The organism is Kitasatospora sp. NPDC002522 (genome assembly GCF_053595195.1).
The window spans coordinates 128512-147580 of record NZ_JBSFXE010000001.1; the positions used below are offsets into that span (position 1 = coordinate 128512).

The 19069-nt window shown below is 71.7% G+C and carries 10 protein-coding genes; 2 read left to right on the forward strand and 8 right to left on the reverse strand.

All coding sequences use genetic code 11. From position 1 onward, the window contains the following. Positions 1 to 79 precede the first annotated feature (79 nt). The gene (locus ACWD4U_RS00585; RefSeq protein ID WP_363457258.1) at positions 80 to 1309 is read left to right on the forward strand and encodes a D-alanyl-D-alanine carboxypeptidase family protein; all 1230 of its coding nucleotides are present in this window, start codon (positions 80 to 82) and stop codon (positions 1307 to 1309) included. Positions 1310 to 1342: 33 nt separating this feature from the next. Here the strand turns inward: ACWD4U_RS00585 and ACWD4U_RS00590 are convergent, their stop codons facing one another. The 3 genes from ACWD4U_RS00590 to ACWD4U_RS00600 all read right to left on the reverse strand — a co-directional run bounded on the left by ACWD4U_RS00590 (position 1343) and on the right by ACWD4U_RS00600 (position 4279). Continuing rightward, on the reverse strand, positions 1343 to 2197 hold the full coding sequence (locus ACWD4U_RS00590) for a class I SAM-dependent methyltransferase (protein WP_363457255.1): 855 nt from the start codon (positions 2195 to 2197) through the stop codon (positions 1343 to 1345). 70 nt (positions 2198 to 2267) lie between these two features. Further along, the gene (locus tag ACWD4U_RS00595; RefSeq protein ID WP_363457252.1) at positions 2268 to 3212 is read right to left on the reverse strand and encodes a YihY/virulence factor BrkB family protein; all 945 of its coding nucleotides are present in this window, start codon (positions 3210 to 3212) and stop codon (positions 2268 to 2270) included. Positions 3213 to 3280: 68 nt separating this feature from the next. Then, a complete protein-coding gene (locus ACWD4U_RS00600) occupies positions 3281 to 4279 on the reverse strand; it encodes a glycosyltransferase family 2 protein (protein WP_363457249.1) in 999 nt (332 codons plus the stop codon). 140 nt (positions 4280 to 4419) lie between these two features. Between ACWD4U_RS00600 and ACWD4U_RS00605 the strand changes: the two genes are divergently transcribed. Then, positions 4420 to 8001, forward strand: coding sequence for a CDP-glycerol glycerophosphotransferase family protein (locus tag ACWD4U_RS00605; RefSeq protein ID WP_363457246.1), 3582 nt, complete (start codon positions 4420 to 4422; stop codon positions 7999 to 8001). Between the two features lie 35 nt (positions 8002 to 8036). Here the strand turns inward: ACWD4U_RS00605 and ACWD4U_RS00610 are convergent, their stop codons facing one another. The 5 genes from ACWD4U_RS00610 to ACWD4U_RS00630 all read right to left on the reverse strand — a co-directional run bounded on the left by ACWD4U_RS00610 (position 8037) and on the right by ACWD4U_RS00630 (position 18703). After that, entirely contained in the window at positions 8037 to 8714 is a 678-nt protein-coding gene (locus ACWD4U_RS00610) for a stealth conserved region 3 domain-containing protein (RefSeq protein WP_363457244.1), read from the reverse strand. A 291-nt stretch (positions 8715 to 9005) separates the two neighbouring features. Next, positions 9006 to 9563, reverse strand: coding sequence for a 2'-5' RNA ligase family protein (locus ACWD4U_RS00615; protein ID WP_363457241.1), 558 nt, complete (start codon positions 9561 to 9563; stop codon positions 9006 to 9008). Then, complete coding sequence (gene trpS, locus ACWD4U_RS00620) at positions 9563 to 10600, reverse strand: tryptophan--tRNA ligase (protein ID WP_363457238.1); 1038 nt, start codon at positions 10598 to 10600, stop codon at positions 9563 to 9565. The genes ACWD4U_RS00615 and trpS overlap by 1 nt, the downstream gene beginning before the upstream one ends. 29 nt (positions 10601 to 10629) lie before the next feature. After that, positions 10630 to 11943, reverse strand: a complete 1314-nt coding sequence (locus tag ACWD4U_RS00625) for a hemolysin family protein (protein ID WP_449787053.1) — start codon at positions 11941 to 11943, stop codon at positions 10630 to 10632. Between the two features lie 235 nt (positions 11944 to 12178). After that, on the reverse strand, positions 12179 to 18703 hold the full coding sequence (locus ACWD4U_RS00630) for an RHS repeat-associated core domain-containing protein (protein ID WP_363457233.1): 6525 nt from the start codon (positions 18701 to 18703) through the stop codon (positions 12179 to 12181). Between the last annotated feature and the right edge of the window lie 366 nt (positions 18704 to 19069).

The window sequence follows — 19069 nt, forward strand, 5'->3', positions numbered from 1 at the left end:
GAGCAGCCGGGGGTACTCGTTCGTGGCGTCGGCGGGCGGGGTCCGGGAAGGGCGGGCGGCGGCTGGGGACCGTTCCGGTATGCAGATAATCCGCCGACTGGTCCACGGTTCGGCCGCCGCTGTCCTGGTGGTGTCGCTCGGCGCACCCGCCGCCCGCGCCGACGGCGCGGACGCCCCTCCGCCCGCGGTCGTGGGCGGCGAGCGGCTGGGCATGGCGGGGGTGCAGGTGTCTCCGCTGCCCGGGGCGCCGCCGCTGCCCACCGGTCTGACCGGCAAGTCCTGGATGGTCGCCGACGCCGGCAGCGGCGAGGTGCTGGCCTCGTTCAACCCGCACAGCCAACTGCCGCCCGCCTCCACGCTGAAGATGCTGTTCGCGGTCACCGTGCTGCCGAAGTTCCCGGCCGCGACGGTGCACCGGGTGGCGCCCGCCGAGCTGATGGGCATGGGCGCGGGCAGCAGCCTGGTCGGCATCAAGGAGGACCTCGACTACAAGGTCGAGGACCTGTGGCGCGGGGTGTTCCTGAGCTCCGGCAACGACGCCGTGCACGTCCTCGCCCACATGAACGGCGGCGTCGAGCCGACCGTCGCCGAGATGCAGGCCCGCGCCGAGGCGCTGCAGGCCCGCGACACCCATGTGGTCACCCCGGACGGCTACGACATGGACGGGCAGCTCTCCTCGGCGTACGACCTGACGCTGTTCGCCCGGGCCGGGCTGAAGAACGCCGACTTCCGGGCGTACTGCGGGACCCGCTCGGCGCAGTTCCCCGGTGCGGTGGACAAGACGACCGGGCAGCGCGGCAGCTTCGGGATCGCCAACACCGACCGCCTGCTCGGCACCTACCCGGGCCTGATCGGGGTGAAGAACGGCTACACCACCAATGCCGGGGCGACCTTCACCGGCGCCGCCGAACGCGGCGGCCGCACCCTGCTGGTGACGGTGATGCACACCGTCACCAACCCGAAGGTGTACGACGAGACCGCGGCGCTGCTGGACTGGGGCTTCGCCGCGGCCGACAAGGTCACCCCCGTCGGGACCCTCGCCGAGGACCGGGGCGTTCCCGTGGCTCCGGCGGCCGAGTCCTCGCCGAGCCCGGCCCCGCAGCCCGCCGCGGGCCCGCCGAGCAGCGCGGCGCAGCCGAACGGCGCGGCGCAGCCGCCCGCCGGCCCGGCCCGTGCCGCGCACGCCGCGGCGAGCGACGGCCCGGACATGGCCACCTGGTGGGCCGTCGCGGTGTGCGCGGCGGTCGCGGGCGCGGGGCTGCTGCGGCTGCGTGCGCTGCGCCGCCGGGCGGCCCGCCGCGGGGCCTGACGGCAGGTCAGGCCCGGGGGGGGCGACGGGCCGTCAGGCAGGCTTGCGGTTGCGGGCCGCGCGCAGCGCCTTGCGGGCGGCCCGGGCGGCGATCGGCGGGAGGACGTCGAGGGCGACCCGGCGGGCGGTGGAGCGGTGGGCGGCGGGGGACGGCTCGTCGTAGGCGAGGCGGTGGCAGCGCTGCCCGGCGAGCTGTTCCTCGTCGATCCGGAAGCCGTCGCCGCGCCAGTCCCGGGCGAGCAGGTCGTCGCGGACGGCGTCCGGGTCGCCCCAGGTTCCGTAGAACTTCTCCGGGGTGAGCAGCACCGGCCGCAGGCCGAGGGTGAAGACCGCCTCCCAGACCGCGGCGGCCACTCCGGGGGTGTGCGGGGCGCGGTAGTCGTCGAGGGCGACGATGCCGTCCTTGGCCAGTGCGTCCCGGGCGACCAGGATGTCGCCGGCCACGTGCTCGTACAGGTGCGAGGCGTCGACGTGGACGAAGCGGCAGCTGCCGGTGCGGATCCGGCCGTCGGCGAGGACCGAGGTCGGGGCCTGGACGATGGTCGGCAGTTCGGGGTGGAACGCCAGGTAGTTGGTCTCGAAGGCGCGCCGGGTGAGCGTGGAGCGGTACGACATGTTCATCTCGGCGGAGTTCCCGTCGTCCGGGGCGTCCGAGTCGAACAGGTCGCAGACGGTGAACGACTCGCCGGGCTGCAGGTGGTCGCCGAGCAGGATGGCGGAGCGACCGAGGTAGGCGCCGAGTTCGAGCAGGTCGCCGGTGACGCCGGCGCCGGTCTGTCGGCTCAGCAGCCAGCCGAAGACCTCGCGGTCCACTCGGAAGAACCAGCCGGGGACGTCGTCGGGCGTGGCGGGCTTCGCCGGCGCGGCGGTGGTGTCGGTGCTGGACACGCGACCTCCAGAGAGCTCGGTGCGGCTGGGCTCAGGGGGGTCGACCAACCGACTGTGACCGGGATCATAGTCATTCGTCCGGATGCTGGACAGGGGGAAACTCCGGAGATCCTTCGGCGTTTTCGAGGGCTTTGCGTGCCTGCTCGACGGCGCGCTGCCGGGCGGCCTCCGGGTCGGCCAGCGCCGTCCAGGCCGCGCAGTACATCAACAGCCGCGCGACGAAGTCGATCCAGAGCAGCAGCGCCACCGGCACGCCGAACGCGCCGTACAGGCTGCGCCCGGCGACCGAGCCGAGGTACGAGGAGAGCAGCAGCTTCAGCAGTTCGAAGCCGACCGCGCCGATCAGCGCGCCCGCCAGCAGGGCGCGGCGGCGCTGGCCGTGGATCCGCGGGAACGGGCCGAGCAGGTAGGCGAAGAGCAGCAGGTCGGCGCCGACGGCGATCAGGAAGCCGAGCGCGGAGAGCAGCCAGCGGGCGGCCCCGCCACCGAGGTCGAGCCAGTCGGCGAGCCGGTGGGCCAGCGTGGTGGCGGCCGCGGAGGCGGCCAGCGAGGCCAGGCAGACCACGCCGAGGCCGAGCAGCACCAGGCAGTCGCGGGCCTTCACCAGCACCGGGTTGCCGCCCTCCGCGGGCAGCCGCCAGGCGGCGCGCACCGAGCCGCGCATGGTGTCCACCCAGCCGAGGCCGGAGACCAGCAGCAGCACGCCGCTGACCAGGCCGATGGTGCCGGCGTTGGCGACCATCGCGTTCAGGTCGAGCGAGTCGGACAGGCCGGGCAGTTGCTCGGAGATCTTGTCCTGGAGCTGGTGCACCCGGGAGTCGGAGAGGGTGGCCAGCGCGATCGCCAGCGCCACGGTGAGCAGCGGGAACAGGGCGAGGAAGCCGAAGAAGGTGACCGCCCCGGCCAGCCGGTTGCCCTGGACGTCGGTGAACAGCAGGTACACCCGGTACGCGCGGCTGCGCAGCACCCACGAGACGAGCGGGCCGATCACCGGCAGTTTGGTGAGGAAGTCCACGCCTCGCTGTATACCGCGCCGCCGGTGGAGGGCCCGGGAGCGACGCGTGCGGGTGGGGTGAGGGTCCGTCAGTGCCGGACGGCGCGGCGGGCCTTGGCGAGCACCCGCAGGCTCTGGAAGCCGAGGTAGCTGCCGCGGCTGAGCAGTTCGCCGCGCACGCCCTCGGGGCCGGCCGGCGGGCGGTAGCCGTCGGGGCGGAGCCGGGCGCAGTGGTCGGCGGCGCGGCGGAAGTACTCGCGGCGGTCGCCGGCCGGGACCCGGCCGGGCTTGCCGACCACGGTGGCCAGGTGGCCGAGCATCAGCCGGTAGATCACCGGGCGCCAGCGGTCCAGGTCGGGGCGGGCGTCCAGGAAGGCGAAGACCCGGTCGTACTGGTCGAAGACGTCGAAGTGCTTGCGGGAGGCGGTGGCCAGGATGTTGCCGCCCTCGCGGCGCTGCCGGTAGTGCACGCCGACCTTGTCGAGCAGGGTGATCCGCTCGGCGGCGAGCAGCGCCGGGTAGGTCCACGGGGTGTCCTCGTAGTACCCGGCGGGGAAGGTCAGGCCCTGCTGGGCGACGAACTCGCGGCGGTAGGCCTTGTTCCACACCACCTGCAGCAGGTCGAGCAGGTCGCGGCGCTCGTCCAGGGTGAAGACCTCGGCGCCGGGCCTGGCGAACACCGGGGCGGAGGCGGAGCGGACCACCCGGCCGTCCCAGTAGGAGCGGGCGTAGTCGTAGACCAGCAGGTCGGGGTCGTCGGTGGCGCGCAGCCGGGCGTCGGCGGCGGCCAGCAGGTCGGGGGTGAGGGTGTCGTCGCTGTCCAGGAAGAGCAGGTAGTCGCCGGTGGCGAGTTCGATCCCGGCGTTGCGGGCGAGGCCGAGGCCGACGTTGCGCTCCAGGTGGCGGACGGTGATCCGCGGGTCGCGGGCGGCGGCCTCGTCGAGCAGCGCGCCGCAGCCGTCCGGGGAGCGGTCGTCGACGGCGATCAGTTCGAAGTCCCGGAAGGACTGCGTGAGCACCGACTCCAGGCAGGCGGGCAGGTACTCCTCGACGGCGTGGACCGGGACGATGACGCTGAACCGGGGCATTTCTCACTCTCCTGGACCTGGCCTGGCCAGGCGCAGACTAGCAACAATCGGGAGGTAGGATCGCCGCTGGTAACGGTCCGGATTACTCGCATTTTCGGGCAACCCGGTCGCACCTCCTGAGGAAAGGCTCTGCGCTACCGATGGCCCCCCGTCTGTCCGTCGTCGTCCCGATCTACAACGTCGAGCGCTATCTCGAGGAGTGCCTGGACTCCATCGCCGCCCAGACCTTCGACGACTTCGAGTGCGTCATGGTCGACGACGGCTCGAAGGACTCCAGCGCGGCGATCGCCGAGGCGTACGCCGCCAAGGACTCCCGCTTCCGGCTGGTCAAGCAGGTGAACAAGGGCCTGGGGGCGGCCCGGAACACCGGCTACCGGCACATCGCCGAGGGGACCGAGTTCCTCGCCTTCGTGGACAGCGACGACACCCTGCCGCCGTCCGCGTACGAGCTGATGATCGGCACCCTGGAGGAGACCGGCTCGGACTTCTGCACCGGCAACGTGCTGCGGTTCCGCGCGATCGGCTACTACCAGTCCGGGGGCCACAAGAAGCCGTTCGCGGCGACCCGGCTGCGCACCCACGTCACCGAGATCCCGGCGCTGGTCACCGACCGCACCGCGTGGAACAAGATGTACCGGCGCGCGTTCTTCGACGAGGCCGGGGTGCTGTACCCCGAGGGCATCCTGTACGAGGACGCGCCGGTCAGCGTGCCGCACCACTACCTGGCCCGCCGGGTGGACGTGCTGGCCGACCCGATCTACCACTGGCGCGAGCGGGAGGTCGGCGAGATGTCGATCACCCAGATGAAGACCAACCCGCGGGGCGTCACCGACCGGGTCAAGTCGATGGAGCTGGTGCGCGACTGGATGACCTCGCAGTCCGACCCGAAGTTCCGCAAGTACCTGCGCTCCTACGACGAGAACAACCTCGTCGAGGAGATCCCGATGTTCTTCAACTCGGTGCTGGAGGGCGACGAGGCGTACAACGCCGCGTACCTGGAGTCGGTGACCCGGCTGCTGCGCGCCATCGGCCCGGACCAGGTCCGCAGGATGCGGGCGCCGCTGCGGCTGAAGTACCACCTGACCCTGCAGGGCCGGATGGACGAGCTGATCGAGCAGCTGCGGTTCGAGAAGGAGAGCAACGGCGCCGCCCCGGCCCGCGGCCTGCTCCGCCCGTTCGCCGACTACCCGTTCCTGCGCGGCGGCCGCAAGTCCGTCCCGGCGGACGTGCTGCGGCTGAAGAACGCGCTGGTGATGCGCTCTCGGCTGTACGAGGCCCGCTGGGAGGACGGCAAGCTGCAGCTCGCCGGGCACGCCTACCCGGAGCACCTGGGCGCCGAGCACAAGCACGACATGGTGCGGGCGCTGATCCTGCGCGAGGCGACCGGCCGCCGGGTGGTGGGCGTGCAGACCCGCGCCGAGTACAGCCCGGAGGCGACCGCCAGCTCCAACCACGACCTGTACAGCTGCGACTGGGCGGGCTTCTCCGCCACCATCGACCCGCAGCGGCTCAAGCACCGCGGGGAGTGGAAGGAAGGCTCCTGGCGGGTGCTGGTGGCCGGCGCCGGCAAGGGCGGCGTGTACAAGGGCCGGGTGGCCGGCGGCTGGCACGACCGCGCCGAGCACCCGCCGGTGCACTGGGTCGCGGACGACGTGCGGATCGTGCCCTGGCTGCGCGACACCTACCTGCTGCTGCGGGTGGAGCGGGTGCGCGCCCGGGCGGTGTCGGTGACCGCCGAGCGCGGCGGCCTGGAGATCCGCGGCCTGGTCCGCTCCGGCCCCGACCTGGCCGGTGCGGAGCTGCGGCTGAAGCACGTGGAGTCCGACCGCGACGTGGTGGTGCCGCTGGAGCTCGGCGTGCCGCAGGGCCGGGACGTGCCGTTCACCGCGCAGGTGGCGGTCGAGGCGCTGACCGCGGTCCGCAAGGCCTGGGACGCCCTCGACCCGGCCGCCGCGGAGCGGCTGCGCGACCGCTGGGACGTCGAGCTGAAGCTCGCCGAGGGCGGCGCGCTGCCGGTGGTGCTGGACGACCGCGAGGCCGTGCCGACGCTGCACACGGCGATCGCCGAGGGCACCCGGGCGCTGTACGCCAAGCCCTCCCCCGGCGGCTACCTGCAGCTGTCCGACCAGGTGCTGCAGCCGGTGGTGGAGGAGGTCGCCCCGGCGCAGGGCACCGAGGGCTTCGTGGTCTCCGGTTCCTTCCCGCTGCCCGGTGAGCACCGCTACGAGCTGGTGATCCGGCACAAGACGCTGCGCGAGGAGCACGCCTACCCGGTGGAGATCGCCGACGGCCGGTTCCGGGCGGCGCTGCCGGCCGTGCCGACCGCGTCGTTCGCCGGCCGGGTGCCGCTGCACAAGGGCACCTGGACGGTGCTGTTCCGCCCGGTCGGCGCCGCCGCGGGCAGCCGCTGGCCGACCGCGCTGGTCGGCGCGTCCGCCAACGACGCGCTGCCGCTGGAGGTGGACGCCCGCGGCAAGACCATCGCGCTGGAGCGCCGCCTGTTCGACGGCCTGTCGCTGGAGGCGTACGACGCGCTGGCGCCGGAGGAGCGCAGCGGCTACCGGCAGCGCGAGCAGCGGCTCGCCTTCGCCGAGCTGCAGCGCGCCCCGCTGACCGACACGGTGCTGTACCACGGCGTGCGCGAGGACCGCTGGTCGGCGCTGGGCGGCGCGTACGCCGACTCGCCGCGGGCGGTGCACGAGGAGCTGGTGCGCCGCGGCCTGCCGCTGCGTCACCTGTGGACCTCGGTGGACCTGCAGACGGAGCTGCCGCAGACCGCGGAGCCGCTGCGGCACCGTTCGCCGGAGTGGTTCGAGGCGCTGGCCACCGCGAAGTACGTGGTCGCCTCCACCCACCTGCCGACGTTCTTCCGCCGCCGCCCCGGCCAGGTGGTGCTGCAGACCTGGCACGGCGTCCCGCTGAAGCGGATCGGCCACGACTTCGAGAAGGTCTGGTTCACCGACTCCGACTACCTGGAGCACCTGGCCCAGGAGGTCCCGCAGTGGAGCCTGGTGCTGGCGGGCAACCGCTGGTCGGCGCCGGTGCTGCGGCGGGCGTTCCGGTACGAGGGCGAGGTGCTGGAGAGCGGCTACCCGCGCAACGACGTGCTGTTCGCCGCCGACCGGGAGAAGACCGCGGAGCGGGTGCGCGAGCAGCTGGGCCTGCCGGAGGGCAAGCGGGTGGTGCTGTACGCGCCGACCTTCCGGGAGGACCGCCGGCTGCCGGACGGCGGCTACCAGCTGGACCTGCGGCTCGACCTGGACGCCGCGAAGGCCGCCCTGGGCGAGGACCAGGTGCTGCTGGTGCGCAGCCACGAGGTGATCTGCGGCCAGGTGCCGGACGCCGGCAACGGCTACGTCTGGGACGTCTCCAGCTACCCCGACATGGCGGAGCTGCTGCTGGTCGCGGACGTGCTGGTGACGGACTACTCGGCGTCGGTGTTCGACTTCCTGTGCACGGGCCGGCCGGTGCTGTTCTTCGCCTACGACCTGGAGCACTACCGGGACAACCTGCGCGGCTTCAGCTTCGACTTCGAGGCGCAGGCGCCGGGTCCGCTGCTGCGCACCTCCGAGGAGGTCGTGGCGGCGCTCGGCCGGGTGCCGGAGCTCGCGGCGGAGTACGCGCAGAAGTACGCGGCCTTCAAGGAGGCGTACGGCGACCTGGACGACGGCCAGGCGTCGGCGCGGGTGGTCGACGCGCTGCTGGCGGCCGCCGAGAAGTAGCGGGAGCGCGGTAGCCCCCGCTTCGGGAGCCCGCGCTACGCCCGGGTGTTCGCGCCGCGCGGGACGGCCTGACGGTTCGTCGGCTGTCCCGCGCCCTCGCAGGGGCCCGGCACCGGGAAGTACGCGGCGAGGAACTCCCGTACCGCGTGCGCCTGTTCGGCGGCGGGGCGGTCGCCGCCGTCGGCCAGGCAGAAGACGTCCAGGTCGCGCCGGTCGAGCAGGTCGGCGAGGCGGGCGCGGTCGGCGGGCCGGTCGGTGGCGAGGTAGGCGTGCGTCAGGGCGCCGTCGACGGCGCGGCCGGTGAGCAGCGCGTGGTAGGCGGCGAGGGTGATGGGGGCGACGTCGGTGCCGGCCCGGAAGCCGGAGCGGCCGGTGGCCCGCAGTTCGGGGGCCCAGCGGCGTTCGGCGTCGCGCAGCAGGCTGCGCCGCAGCGGGTAGGGGACGTGGCTGAGCACCCGGGTGAGGGCGCGGCCGTGGTCGCGTTCGAGCAGGCGGCGGGTGGTCTGCTGGGCGGCGGTGTAGACGTCGGTGCCGGGGGCGGGCGGCGGGACGATCCGGGTGTCGCGGAAGACCTTGGGCAGTCCGCTGCCGAGGAAGAAGTCCTCGGGGCGGACCGGCCGGCCGAGGAACATGTCGTCGTTGAAGTACAGGAAGTGCTCGGCCAGGCCGGGGATCCGGTGCAGTCCGGTCTCGATCGCGTGCGAGTTGAACACCGGCGGCCCGCAGCTCGTCCTCGCGCAGCCGCTGCGGATCGACGGGGGCGGACGGCGGGGGCGGCAGCAGTCCGCACGCCCGCAGGGCCCGTCCGGCGGCCCGTCGGACCGGCCTCAGCACCGTCTTGGCCGCCATGTCTCTCCCGCCGCGCCTCGTTCCTGGTCGCGACGCTAACAAGGACACAACGGCGGGCGAAGTGCCGACGAAGCTTTCTCATCGAACTGGCAGTGCCTGCGGGTGAAACGGTCAGACCGCCCTCAACCTGCACTCATGCGCTGTTCAGCGGGCGCTCAGGCGATGCCGAACCGGTAGCTGCGCCAGGGCCGCCAGACCTCGTCGGCGCCGAACCGGGAGAGCACGAACTCGGCGACCTCGAAGGCGGCGCGGAAACCGCGGGCCTTCTCGTACGCCTCGTCCAGCACCGGCTCGCTCAGGCCGTGCGCGACGGTGACGTGCGGGTGGTACGGGAAGGCGAGCTCGCGGGCGAGCGGCCCGGAGCGGACCTCGGCCTCCAGCACCCGGCACTCCTGGGCGCCCTCCTCGACCCGGATGAACACCACCGGGGAGATCGGGCGGAAGGTGCCGCTGCCCTGCAGCAGCATCCGGAACGGCCGCTGCAGCGCGGCCACCGCGCGCAGGTGGCGGTCGATCTCCGGCAGTCGCCCGGTGCCGGCCTCGGTGGGCGGCAGCAGGGTGACGTGGGTGGGTATCGCCCGGGCCTGCGGGTCGCCGTGCCCGGCCCGGGCGTCCTGCACCTGGCTGCCGTACGGCTCCGGCACGTGTATGGACACGCCGATGGTGACGGCCTCGTCGAGGTCGTCACCACCGGGGACGGCAGCCGTCGGCATCAGCGCTTCGGCGCCAGGAAGCCGATGCGGTCGTACACCTGGGCCAGCGTCTCGGCCGCCACCGCGCGGGCCTTCTCGGCGCCCAGCGCGAGCACCCGGTCCAGCTCGGCCGGGTCGTCCAGGTACTGCCGGGTGCGGGCCTGGAACGGCGTCACCCACTCGGTGAACAGGTCGGCCAGCTCGGTCTTCAGGGCGCCGTACATCTTGCCGTCGAAGTGCGCGACCAGTTCGTCGATGCTCATCCCGCTCATCGCGGAGTGGATCCGCAGCAGGTTGGAGACGCCGGGCTTGTTCGCCTCGTCGTAGGTCACCACGGTGTCGGTGTCGGTGACGGCGCTCTTGAACTTCTTGGCGCTGGTCTTCGGCGGGTCCAGCAGGTTCACCAGGCCCTTGTCGGTGGCCGCGGACTTGCTCATCTTCGCGGCCGGGTCCTGCAGGTCCTGGATCTTCGCCGTCTCCTTGAGGATGTACGGCTTGGGGACGGTGAAGGTCTGCCCGTAGCGGGTGTTGAAGCGGTCCGCGAGGTCGCGGGTGAGCTCCAGGTGCTGGCGCTGGTCCTCGCCGACCGGGACGGCGTCGGCCTGGTAGAGCAGCACGTCGGCGACCATCAGGATCGGGTAGGTGAACAGGCCGACCGTGGTGCGGTCGTTGCCCTGCTTGGCCGACTTGTCCTTGAACTGGGTCATCCGGGAGGCCTCGCCGAACCCGGTGAGGCAGTTCATCACCCACGCCAGCTGGGCGTGCTCGGGCACCTGGGACTGCACGAACAGGGTGCAGTGCTCCGGGTCGAGGCCCGCGCCGAGCAGCTGCGCGGCGGAGATCCGGGTGTTGTTCCGGAGCGTCTCCGGGTCCTGCTCGACGGTGATCGCGTGCAGGTCCACCACCATGTAGAAGGCGTCGTTCTCCTTCTGCAGGTCGACCCACTGGCGCACCGCGCCGAGGTAGTTGCCCAGGTGGAACGAGCCTGAGGTGGGCTGGATGCCGGAGAGCACCCGGGGACGGTCCTTCACGGGACCGGTGACCGCTGCGTTGACCATGCGGTCATTCTTCCAGTTCCACCGGTCGCTCAGGAAACCTCCGGCCCGACCGGATGGGCCAGTGTGACCGCGCTCACCCGGACCCGTTCGATCCGCCGGCCGTCCATCCGGGCGACGGTCAGCCGCGCCCCCGAGTCGGCGACCACCTGGTCGCCCTTCTCCGGCAGCCGGCCGAGCTCGCGCACCACGTAGCCCGCGACCGTCTCGTACGGGCCCTCGGGCAGCGCGAAGCCGGTCTCCTGGGCGAAGTCGGCGAGGTTGAGCAGGCCGTCGAGTTCGACCCCGCCGCCGGCCAGCCGGCGGGTGGCGGTGGTGTCCTGCTCGTCGTACTCGTCGCGGATCTCGCCGATCACCTCCTCGACCAGGTCCTCCAGGGTGACGATGCCCGCGGTGCCGCCGTACTCGTCGACCACGATCGCCAGGTGGTGGCCCTCCCGGCGCATCTCCCCCATCGCCTCCAGCACCCGCTTGGTGGCCGGCAGCAGCTTGACCGGCCGGGCCAGGTCGCGGACCCGGGCGGCCTGCTCGCCGCGCACCCCGTACAGGTCGCGGACGTGCACGAAGCCGGTGACCGCGTCGTACGAGCCCTCGGTGACGGGGTAGCGGGAGTGCGGGGAGGAGTCGGCCTCCGGGCGGACCTCGCTGACCAGCCGGTCGGCGTCCAGGAAGGTCACCTCGGTGCGTGGGACCATCACCTCGCGCAGCTGGCGCTCCCCCGCGGCGAACACGTCGTTGATCAACTCGCGTTCGTCGCTGCCCAGTTCGGTGTTGGCGGCGACCAGCCCGCGGAGTTCCTCGGGGCTCATCGCGCCGCGCCCGGCGGTCGGATCGCCGCCCAGCAGACGCACCATCAGGTTGGTCGAGTGGCCGAGCAGCCAGATCACCGGCCGCAGCGCCACCGACATCACGTCCACCACCGGCGCGGCCAGCAGCGCGATCGACTCGGCCCGCTGCAGGCCGATCCGCTTGGGCGTCAGCTCGCCCAGCACCAGCGAGGCGTACGAGATCACCAGGGTCAGCGAGACCAGCGCCACCGCGTCCGCGACGCCCGTCGAGAGGCCCGCGTCCACGAACACCGGCGCCAGCTTCCCGGACAGCGTGTCGGCGCCGAACGCCGCCGACAGGAACCCCATGCAGGTCACCCCGACCTGCACCGCCGCCAGGAACCGGTTCGGGTCCGCCGCCAGGTGCGCGGCCCGCGCGGCCCGCCGCGACCCGGCCGTCTCCAGCGTCCGGATCTGCCCCTCGCGCAGCGAGATCAACGCGATCTCCGCGACGTTGAACAGCCCGCCCAGCACGATGAACACCAGGACGAGCGCCGCGTCCTGCAGGGTTTCGGTCACAGGCCGCATCCTAGGGCGCGTCTGTCGACTCACGTCGGATCAGCGGGCGTCTCCCCCAGCCCCAAGGGGGGCCGGGGCCATGGGCGACTGACGGGAAGCCGTCGAGGTGCGTGCCCCGGCGGCGCCCGCCCGGCGTGAGTCGGCAGACGCGCGCCGGCCCGGGAAGGCCGAAGGCCCCGGCTCGGCGAGTCGGGGCCTTCGGTGCCTTCGGTGCCTTCGGGGTGGCGTCAGGGGATCAGCGGGTGATCCAGCGGTAGGCCGCTCCGGGGAGCTGGGTCAGGAAGATCGGGTCGGTCGACCGGGATCCGGTCGGGTAGATGCCGACGCCGCCGCCGACGGACACCCCGATGTTCCCGCCAGGCCCGGGCGGCGCGCCGGTGATGCAGCCGCCGACGCCGTCGAACCCGCAGATGCCGCCGCTGCCCAGGTTCTGGTCCGGCGGCATCTTGTTGTTCACGCCGACGGAGATGCCGCCGCCCAGGCCGGCCTTGACGGCGCTGCGGAACGTGGAGAACGCGCCGGGCTTGGCGAGGTCCGAGTCCTTGGTCAGGAAGGGCGCGTTGACCGAGAACGACCCCCAGACGTAGCCGCCCTGGAAGGTGGCGTTCGCGCACACCACACCGATCACGCAACCGGAGGCCGAGATCTGGCCGTGCAGGGCCAGCCACTCCCCGAGCCCGTCCGGAGCGGGGCGCTCCAGGCCGCAGGCGCCGCTGGCGTGCGCCGCCTCACTCGCGCACGGGTCTCCGGGGTCGAGTGAGCCGGCGAACTTGTCGTCGATCTCCGCGTAGCAGTTGATGTCCTTCTTGCACATCTCGACCCACTCGCGGTACTCGGCGTAGTCCTTGCCCGCCTGCGTCTCCGCGTCCTTGCCGAAGAGCAGCGACACCATGTTGATGTGGGACGTCTTGATGATCTTCGAGTAGGTGATCATCTTCTTGTCGTAGTCGCTCAGCTTGGCGTTCGGGTCGTCGCCCTGGCCGCACTTGACGGTGTGGGCACACCCCGGCGGATCCTGCGGCGTGCCCGTACCGGTGCCCGTGCTCGGCGGGGCCGGGGTGGGGCAGGCGTGGGTGTCGCACCACTTGCTGTCGGGGTCGGGTCGCAGGCCCGAGGGGTCGCTCTTGACCACCGGGTTGCTCGCCGAGTAGTTGTACCCGCCGAGCTGCTGGGCGTCGTCGGCCGCGAAGAGCGGGTCCAGACTGGCGAACCGGCCGGTGACCGGGTCGTACTGCCGGGCGCCGAGGGTGGTGAGCCCGGTGGTCCCGTTGGCGGGCGCGTTGAGGAAGCCGCGGTTGTCGGGCCAGGTGGCCGCGGTGCCCCGGGGTGCGCCGTAGGGGGTGAACTGGCGCCAGGTCGGCGTCTGCGCCGTGCTGTCCAGGCTCAGGGTCGCCGTCCCGTGCGGGTCGGCGATCTCGAACCGGTAGCTGGCGCCGAAGCCGGTGCGCACCACCGTGCCGCCGCCCGGCAGCGCCGTGTAGCGGACGCCGGTCGTCGCGCCGCCGGCCAGGGTGATCTGCTCACCGGGCAGGTAGAGGACGGTGGAGGCCGGGTCCTTCTGCAGCAGGACCTGACCGTTGGCGTCGTACACGTAGGTGGTGTCGCCCGCCGTGCCGTGCACCTTGGCGAGGCGGCTGGCGTCGTCCCAGGTGAGGGTCTGCGCGCCGTTGGCCGGGGTGGTCCGCTGCAGGGTGTTGCCGGCGGTGTCGTAGGTGAAGGCGGAACCGTTGCTGGTCGAGGTGAGGCTGTGGGGCTGGTTCGCCCCGTTGCCGTTGTAGGTGTAGGTGGTGGCGGCATCGGCGCCGCCGGTGGTGGAGTGCTCGGTCTGGACCGTCCGGTTGCCCAGCACGTCGAACTGCCAGTCGGTCCAGTACGCGCCGCCGCCGATCGGGTCGCCCACCTGGGAGTGGTTGAGCGCGGTCGGGGCTGCGGCGCAGGAGTCGGTCGCCGTCCACGCCTGGGTGAGCCGGTCCAGCTGGTCGTAGGAGTAGCACTGCGTCTCGGTGGTCGCGCCGAGCCGGGTCGAGGTCTGACGGGTCGTGTTCCCTGCCAGGTCGTAGTCGTAGTGCTGCTTGTCGACGTCGCTCGGCGTCCCGGTGTTCGACCGCGACACCAGCTGGTCGGTCAGCTGGCCGGTGTGCACGTCGTGGGTGTTGGTGATGTACGCCAGGTTCGTGCCCGTGCCGAGCGTGCTCTGCTCGATCCGCCCGAACGCGTCGTAACTGGTGCCCTGGGTGTAGCCGGTGGTACCGGAGGTGGCGCCGTTGGCCAGGTCGAGCGCGGTGGCGTAGGTGTAGGTGATGGTCTCCAGCGGGAGGCCGCCACCGGCCGGGGACTGGTCGCTGTAGGGCAGCCCCTTGATCGCCGTGTAGACGTGCTTGAAGGTGTAGCTCTTGGCGAGCAGTCCCTCGGCGGACGGGATGGTGACCGTCTCACCGGCCGACTTGCCCATCACGGTGAACCCGACCGCCTGCGTGGTGTAAGCCTGCCCCTGGTCGAAGGACGTGGTCGTGGTGGCGTGCCCGATCGGGTTGGTGACGCCGGCGACGCTGTTGTCGTTGTCGTAGACCCAGGAGGCGAGCTGGTTCGCCGAGCTCTTGTTGGCGAGGGTGGCCGCGTACGTGCCGGTCTTGCGGTTCAGCACGTCGTAGGTGGTGCTGACAGCCTTTCCGCGCGAGTCGGTGGTCTGCACGAGGTTGCCGACAGCGTCGTAGAGCATGCTGTCGGCGCCCGCGTCCGGGTCGTTCTTCGCCGTCACCTGGCCGAGCAGGTTGTACGTGGTGGTCCAGGTCGAGCCGTTGGCGGTGACGGTGCTCTGCTTGCCGTGCCCGTCGAAGCCGTACGTGATCGCCTGACTGGTACCACCACTTACGGCGTAAGTACCAGTGAAGGTGTCCGCCGGAGCGGTCACGGTCGGCCGGACGCTGAAGTCGTCACTCTCGACGGTGCGGCCCAGCGGGTCCTTGACCGTGCTCTTCACCGTGCCGCCGTCGGGCGGGATCACCGTGGTGCGGTCACCCGCGTAGACGGTGGTGGTGACCTCCTTGACCTGCGCGTACTGGTATGAGGTGTCCACCACCACCCGGCCGAGGCCGTCGTAGGTGGAGACGGTCTGGTCGGGGACCTTCGAGTCCTGCGGCACGGAGGCCACCGACAGGGACGGCGAGTTGTCCGGGTCCCAGTAGGCGCTGTTCTTCTTCCGCACCCAGCCCCGCGAGTCGAAGAACGACTCCGCGATCAGGCGTCCGCCCTTGGGTGTCGGCGCCTGGGTCTGCCGCACCCGGCCCAGCGAGTCGTAGATCGTGTAAGCCGTGGCGTAGCCGAGCGAGTCGTTCAGCGACTGCGCGGTCGTCCCCGACACGCCGGCCTGCGCAATGGTGTACGTGTAGAGCAGGTCAGCCGGGCCGCTGGTCGGGCGCGAGTTCAGCCACACCGAGGTGAGCCGTCCGAGCACGTCGTACCGGGTCGTCGCCACCACGCCGTTGACGTCCGTCGCCGTCATCGTGAGGGCTCTGGCCGGGGCGAAGGTCTTGGTGATCGCCTGGCCCCTGGCGTTGGCGACGGACTGACCGGTCGTCAGGCCGACCGCGTTCACCGTGTAGCTGGTGGTGCCGGCGTTGCCGTTGCCGTCGTAGACGACCAGCGGGCGCCCGTACCCGTCGTAGGTGGAGCGCTTGACGGTCTGCCAGCTGAAGCCGCCCGAGTAGTCGGAGGCCTTGCGCTCCATCGTGACGTTGCCGACCGTCGGAGCGGCGCTCTGCGGGAAGGCCGTCGCGTAGCTCGGGTCGTCGTAGAAGCTCTGCTGCGCGGAGACCACCTGCGCCGGGCGGTTCACCGAGGCCGGCGCGCCGAGCGCGTTGACGGACGCCGGAACCGAGGGCTTGGCGCCCTGGATGTACCCGGAGCAGGCGGCCGAGTCGGTCTCCTGGGAGGCGATCAGGCCGACCAGGTTGAGCGAGGTGTTCGCCGGCGCGTAGGTGGTGACCGCACACTGGTCGTAGGCCGGGTTGACCGGCACGGTGTGCGTGTAGGTCGCCGTCGCCAGGCCGAAGTTCGCGTCGCCGGTGTTGGAGTTGTAGGTCGTGTCGGTCTCGGTGTACTGCCAGCCGGAGGTGACGGCCTGCCGGGTGAAGGTCTCCACCGGCTTGACCGTGTTCGCGGTCAGAGCAGGGAGTCCGGTGCGGTTGCGCGTCGCCAGGGCGGGCGAGATCCAGTACGAGCTGACGGTCGAGTTCTCGACCGCGCCGCCGTCGCCCTTGTACGAGGTGGTCTCCAGCGCGGAGCCGAAGAGTTGGGCGCTGTCGGGGTGGACGCCGCCCTGGGAGTCGGTGACGCTGACGCTGCGCGTGGTGGTCGGGGTCAGGTAGTCCCCGTCCATGCCGCGGTAGTAGTCCGTGACGGACTTGGTCTTGCGGTCGTTCGCCCCGTCACCGGTACGCGTGACGACGGTGGCGTAGCCGCGGAACTGGCCCCAGGTGCGGTACTTGGCCTGGACGACCTCGTTGTCGTCGTAGTGCCAGGCCGCGCCGCCGAGGTACTCGTACGTGGTGGCCTTCTGCAGGGCGCCGCCGGTCGCGTCGGCCTCCAGGATCTGGGTGACCGCGTACTTCTGGAACCAGTCGGTGATCGGCGCCGAGTAGAACTTCGGCGTCCAGCTCACCGGGTAGCAGGAGTTGGTGTTGGCTGACGCGTTGGCGGAGGCCACGTAGGCCGCGGTGCACGCGTTCGGCAGGCCGTAGCTGATGCCGGTGACCGCGCCGAGCTCGGTGGTGATGGCGGTCAGGCGGTAGCGGAACATGCCCGGGAAGTTCGCGGTGTCGACGCGGTTCTGCATCGTGGTGCCGGCGAACTTCACCGGCGGCAGCGCCAGCGTGCCGGAGCCGCCGGCGGAGGTGTCGCTCGCGGTCCGCGTGATCGTCGACAGCCACAGGGTGGGCGAGGTGCCGTCACCCGTCGGGGGCTCGGTCTGTGCGAGGTCCCAGGTGTCGATCGGCTTGTACTGCGAACTCGCCGTGTCGTACTGCTTGGTGACGACCTGCTTGAGGCGCGCGGTGGAGAACATCGACGGCGCCTTGGGCGTGCAGGTGGCACCCTGGTTGCAGATCAGGTCGAACGGCACGTCCGGGTACTGCGTCGCGTTGTTCGCCGCCGAGATCGGGTCGCACGTCGTGGCGACGCAGCGCGAGCCGGTGATGAAGGAGACCTGGTCCGGCACGGTGCCGTAGGCGCCACCGTCCAGGAAGCCGTAGTCGATCCGGGACAGGTACGAGTCGCGCACGTACTTGGTGTTCGACGCCCCGTTGTTCTGCCCGTAGTAGTTGGTGTCCTGGGCGTAGTAGTAGGACATCGCCGTGCCCCGGACGTCCTTCACGTAGTCCAGGTGCCACTTGTAGGCCATCGTGCACACCGAGGCATCGAAGCCCGAGGCGTTGTAGCACGGGTCACCCGAGTGCGAGGAGTACACCGGCACGCTGTCCACCGAGTTGGTGACCGCCTTGCCCGACGACCACCCCGGCAGCTGGTTGCGCCCGAAGTAGTACACCGTCCCGGAACGGTCGGTGACCGTCCAGTAGTCCGTGTTGTAGGTGCCCGTCCCGTTGTTGGAACCGGTGACGTGGGCGATCTTCGAGCCGTCACCGTTGCTCGACGTGAACGTGCCCTTCGAGGCGTCGTAGACGATCGACGTCGACGAGCCGTTCAGCGAGAGCGTCAGGATCTGCCCCGCGTAGCACTGGTCCGCCGTGGCCGACGGTGCGGGTGAGCCCTCCGGATCGGACGAGCACGGCACGAAGGTCTGCTGGATGGAGGAGTCGGGAGTCGACCAGCCGTCGCCCACCCACGAGGACTGCGCCTGGGTGCTGGCGGTCTTGCCGTCCACCGCCGCCGAGTCGTAGTCCAGCGAGACCTTCGGCGTCAGTGCGCTCGACGCGCCCGGCACCCCCAGCGGGTAGGAGTAGCCGAACGAGCCCGCGGATCCGCCACCGGTCCACGAACCGCTGGGGCTCAGCGCGCCGGCTGCGTACGAGCCCGCCGACGAACCGCCGTCGTCCGATCCCGAGGCGGCGGCCAGCACCATCGGCGCCGAGGCCGAAGACGCCTGCACCGCCGAGGCGTTGCCCGACCAGACAGCCGGAACGACCTTCCCGGTGTCGGTCGCGCTCGCCTTCACCGCACCGGCCGAGCCGAGGTCGACCTCCGCCGACACCGACTTCCCGGCCGCGTCGCGGTCCGTCTTCAACGGCGTCCGCACCTGACACGCCGCCACCTCCGGCGTGGTCAGCGCACACGCCGGCAGCGAGACGAGCTGAAGCCGCGACGCCCAGTTGCCGCCCAGCGCCTCCGCGAAGGCGGAGTAGTCGACCCCGACCCGCACCTTCCCGCGCGCGTCACCGCCGTCCACGGTGAACACCACGCCTGATAGACCCAGTTGGGCGCTCTTCGCCTGGTCCAGCACCTTCACGTCCACACCCGGCGCAGCGGCGGAGGAATCCGCCTTCACCCACACCGGCGTCCCCGCGGCCTGCGACTTCGCACCCGGAGCAGCCGACGCCGCCCGACCCGAAGCCGCCTTCGGCCACGCCACCGCCTTCGGCGCGAACGCCCGCTTCGCGTCGTCCGGCACCTCGATCTTCCTGGCCGCGAGGGACTTGACCCCCTTGACCGCCGCCGCGCCCGGCACCCCCGGCTTGGACGACGACAGCGGCACCGCGAACGCCGGAGCCGCCGTCAACGAGGCCACCAGGGCGGCCGTGCACAGCACCCCCAGGCTTCTCGGTCGCAATCCGCCCCGTCTGGGACGTATCAGATCAGAACTGGGCATGCGAAGGACCGCCCCCTGCTCAGCCGCCACACGGGCAGCAGAAACCCCCCGGCGCACCGGCCGGCTCGGCAGCGACTATGACAGTGCACGACCTGTCGAGTCACTCGAAGTTCGAGAGCAGGCCAACGAGTTTGACGAATCCTTTACTTCCTGATGACAAGTCAAATCGGGTAAAGAGCTGACGAATCCGGCGTACCGCGGCAACTTCACGGCCGATCAGACTCGCACGTGCGCGAACGGCATGGGAGGCTGCTTCCCGCTCGGGGGGGCTTGGAGCCGCCCTGGGCTGATCAGTTCATCCCAGGA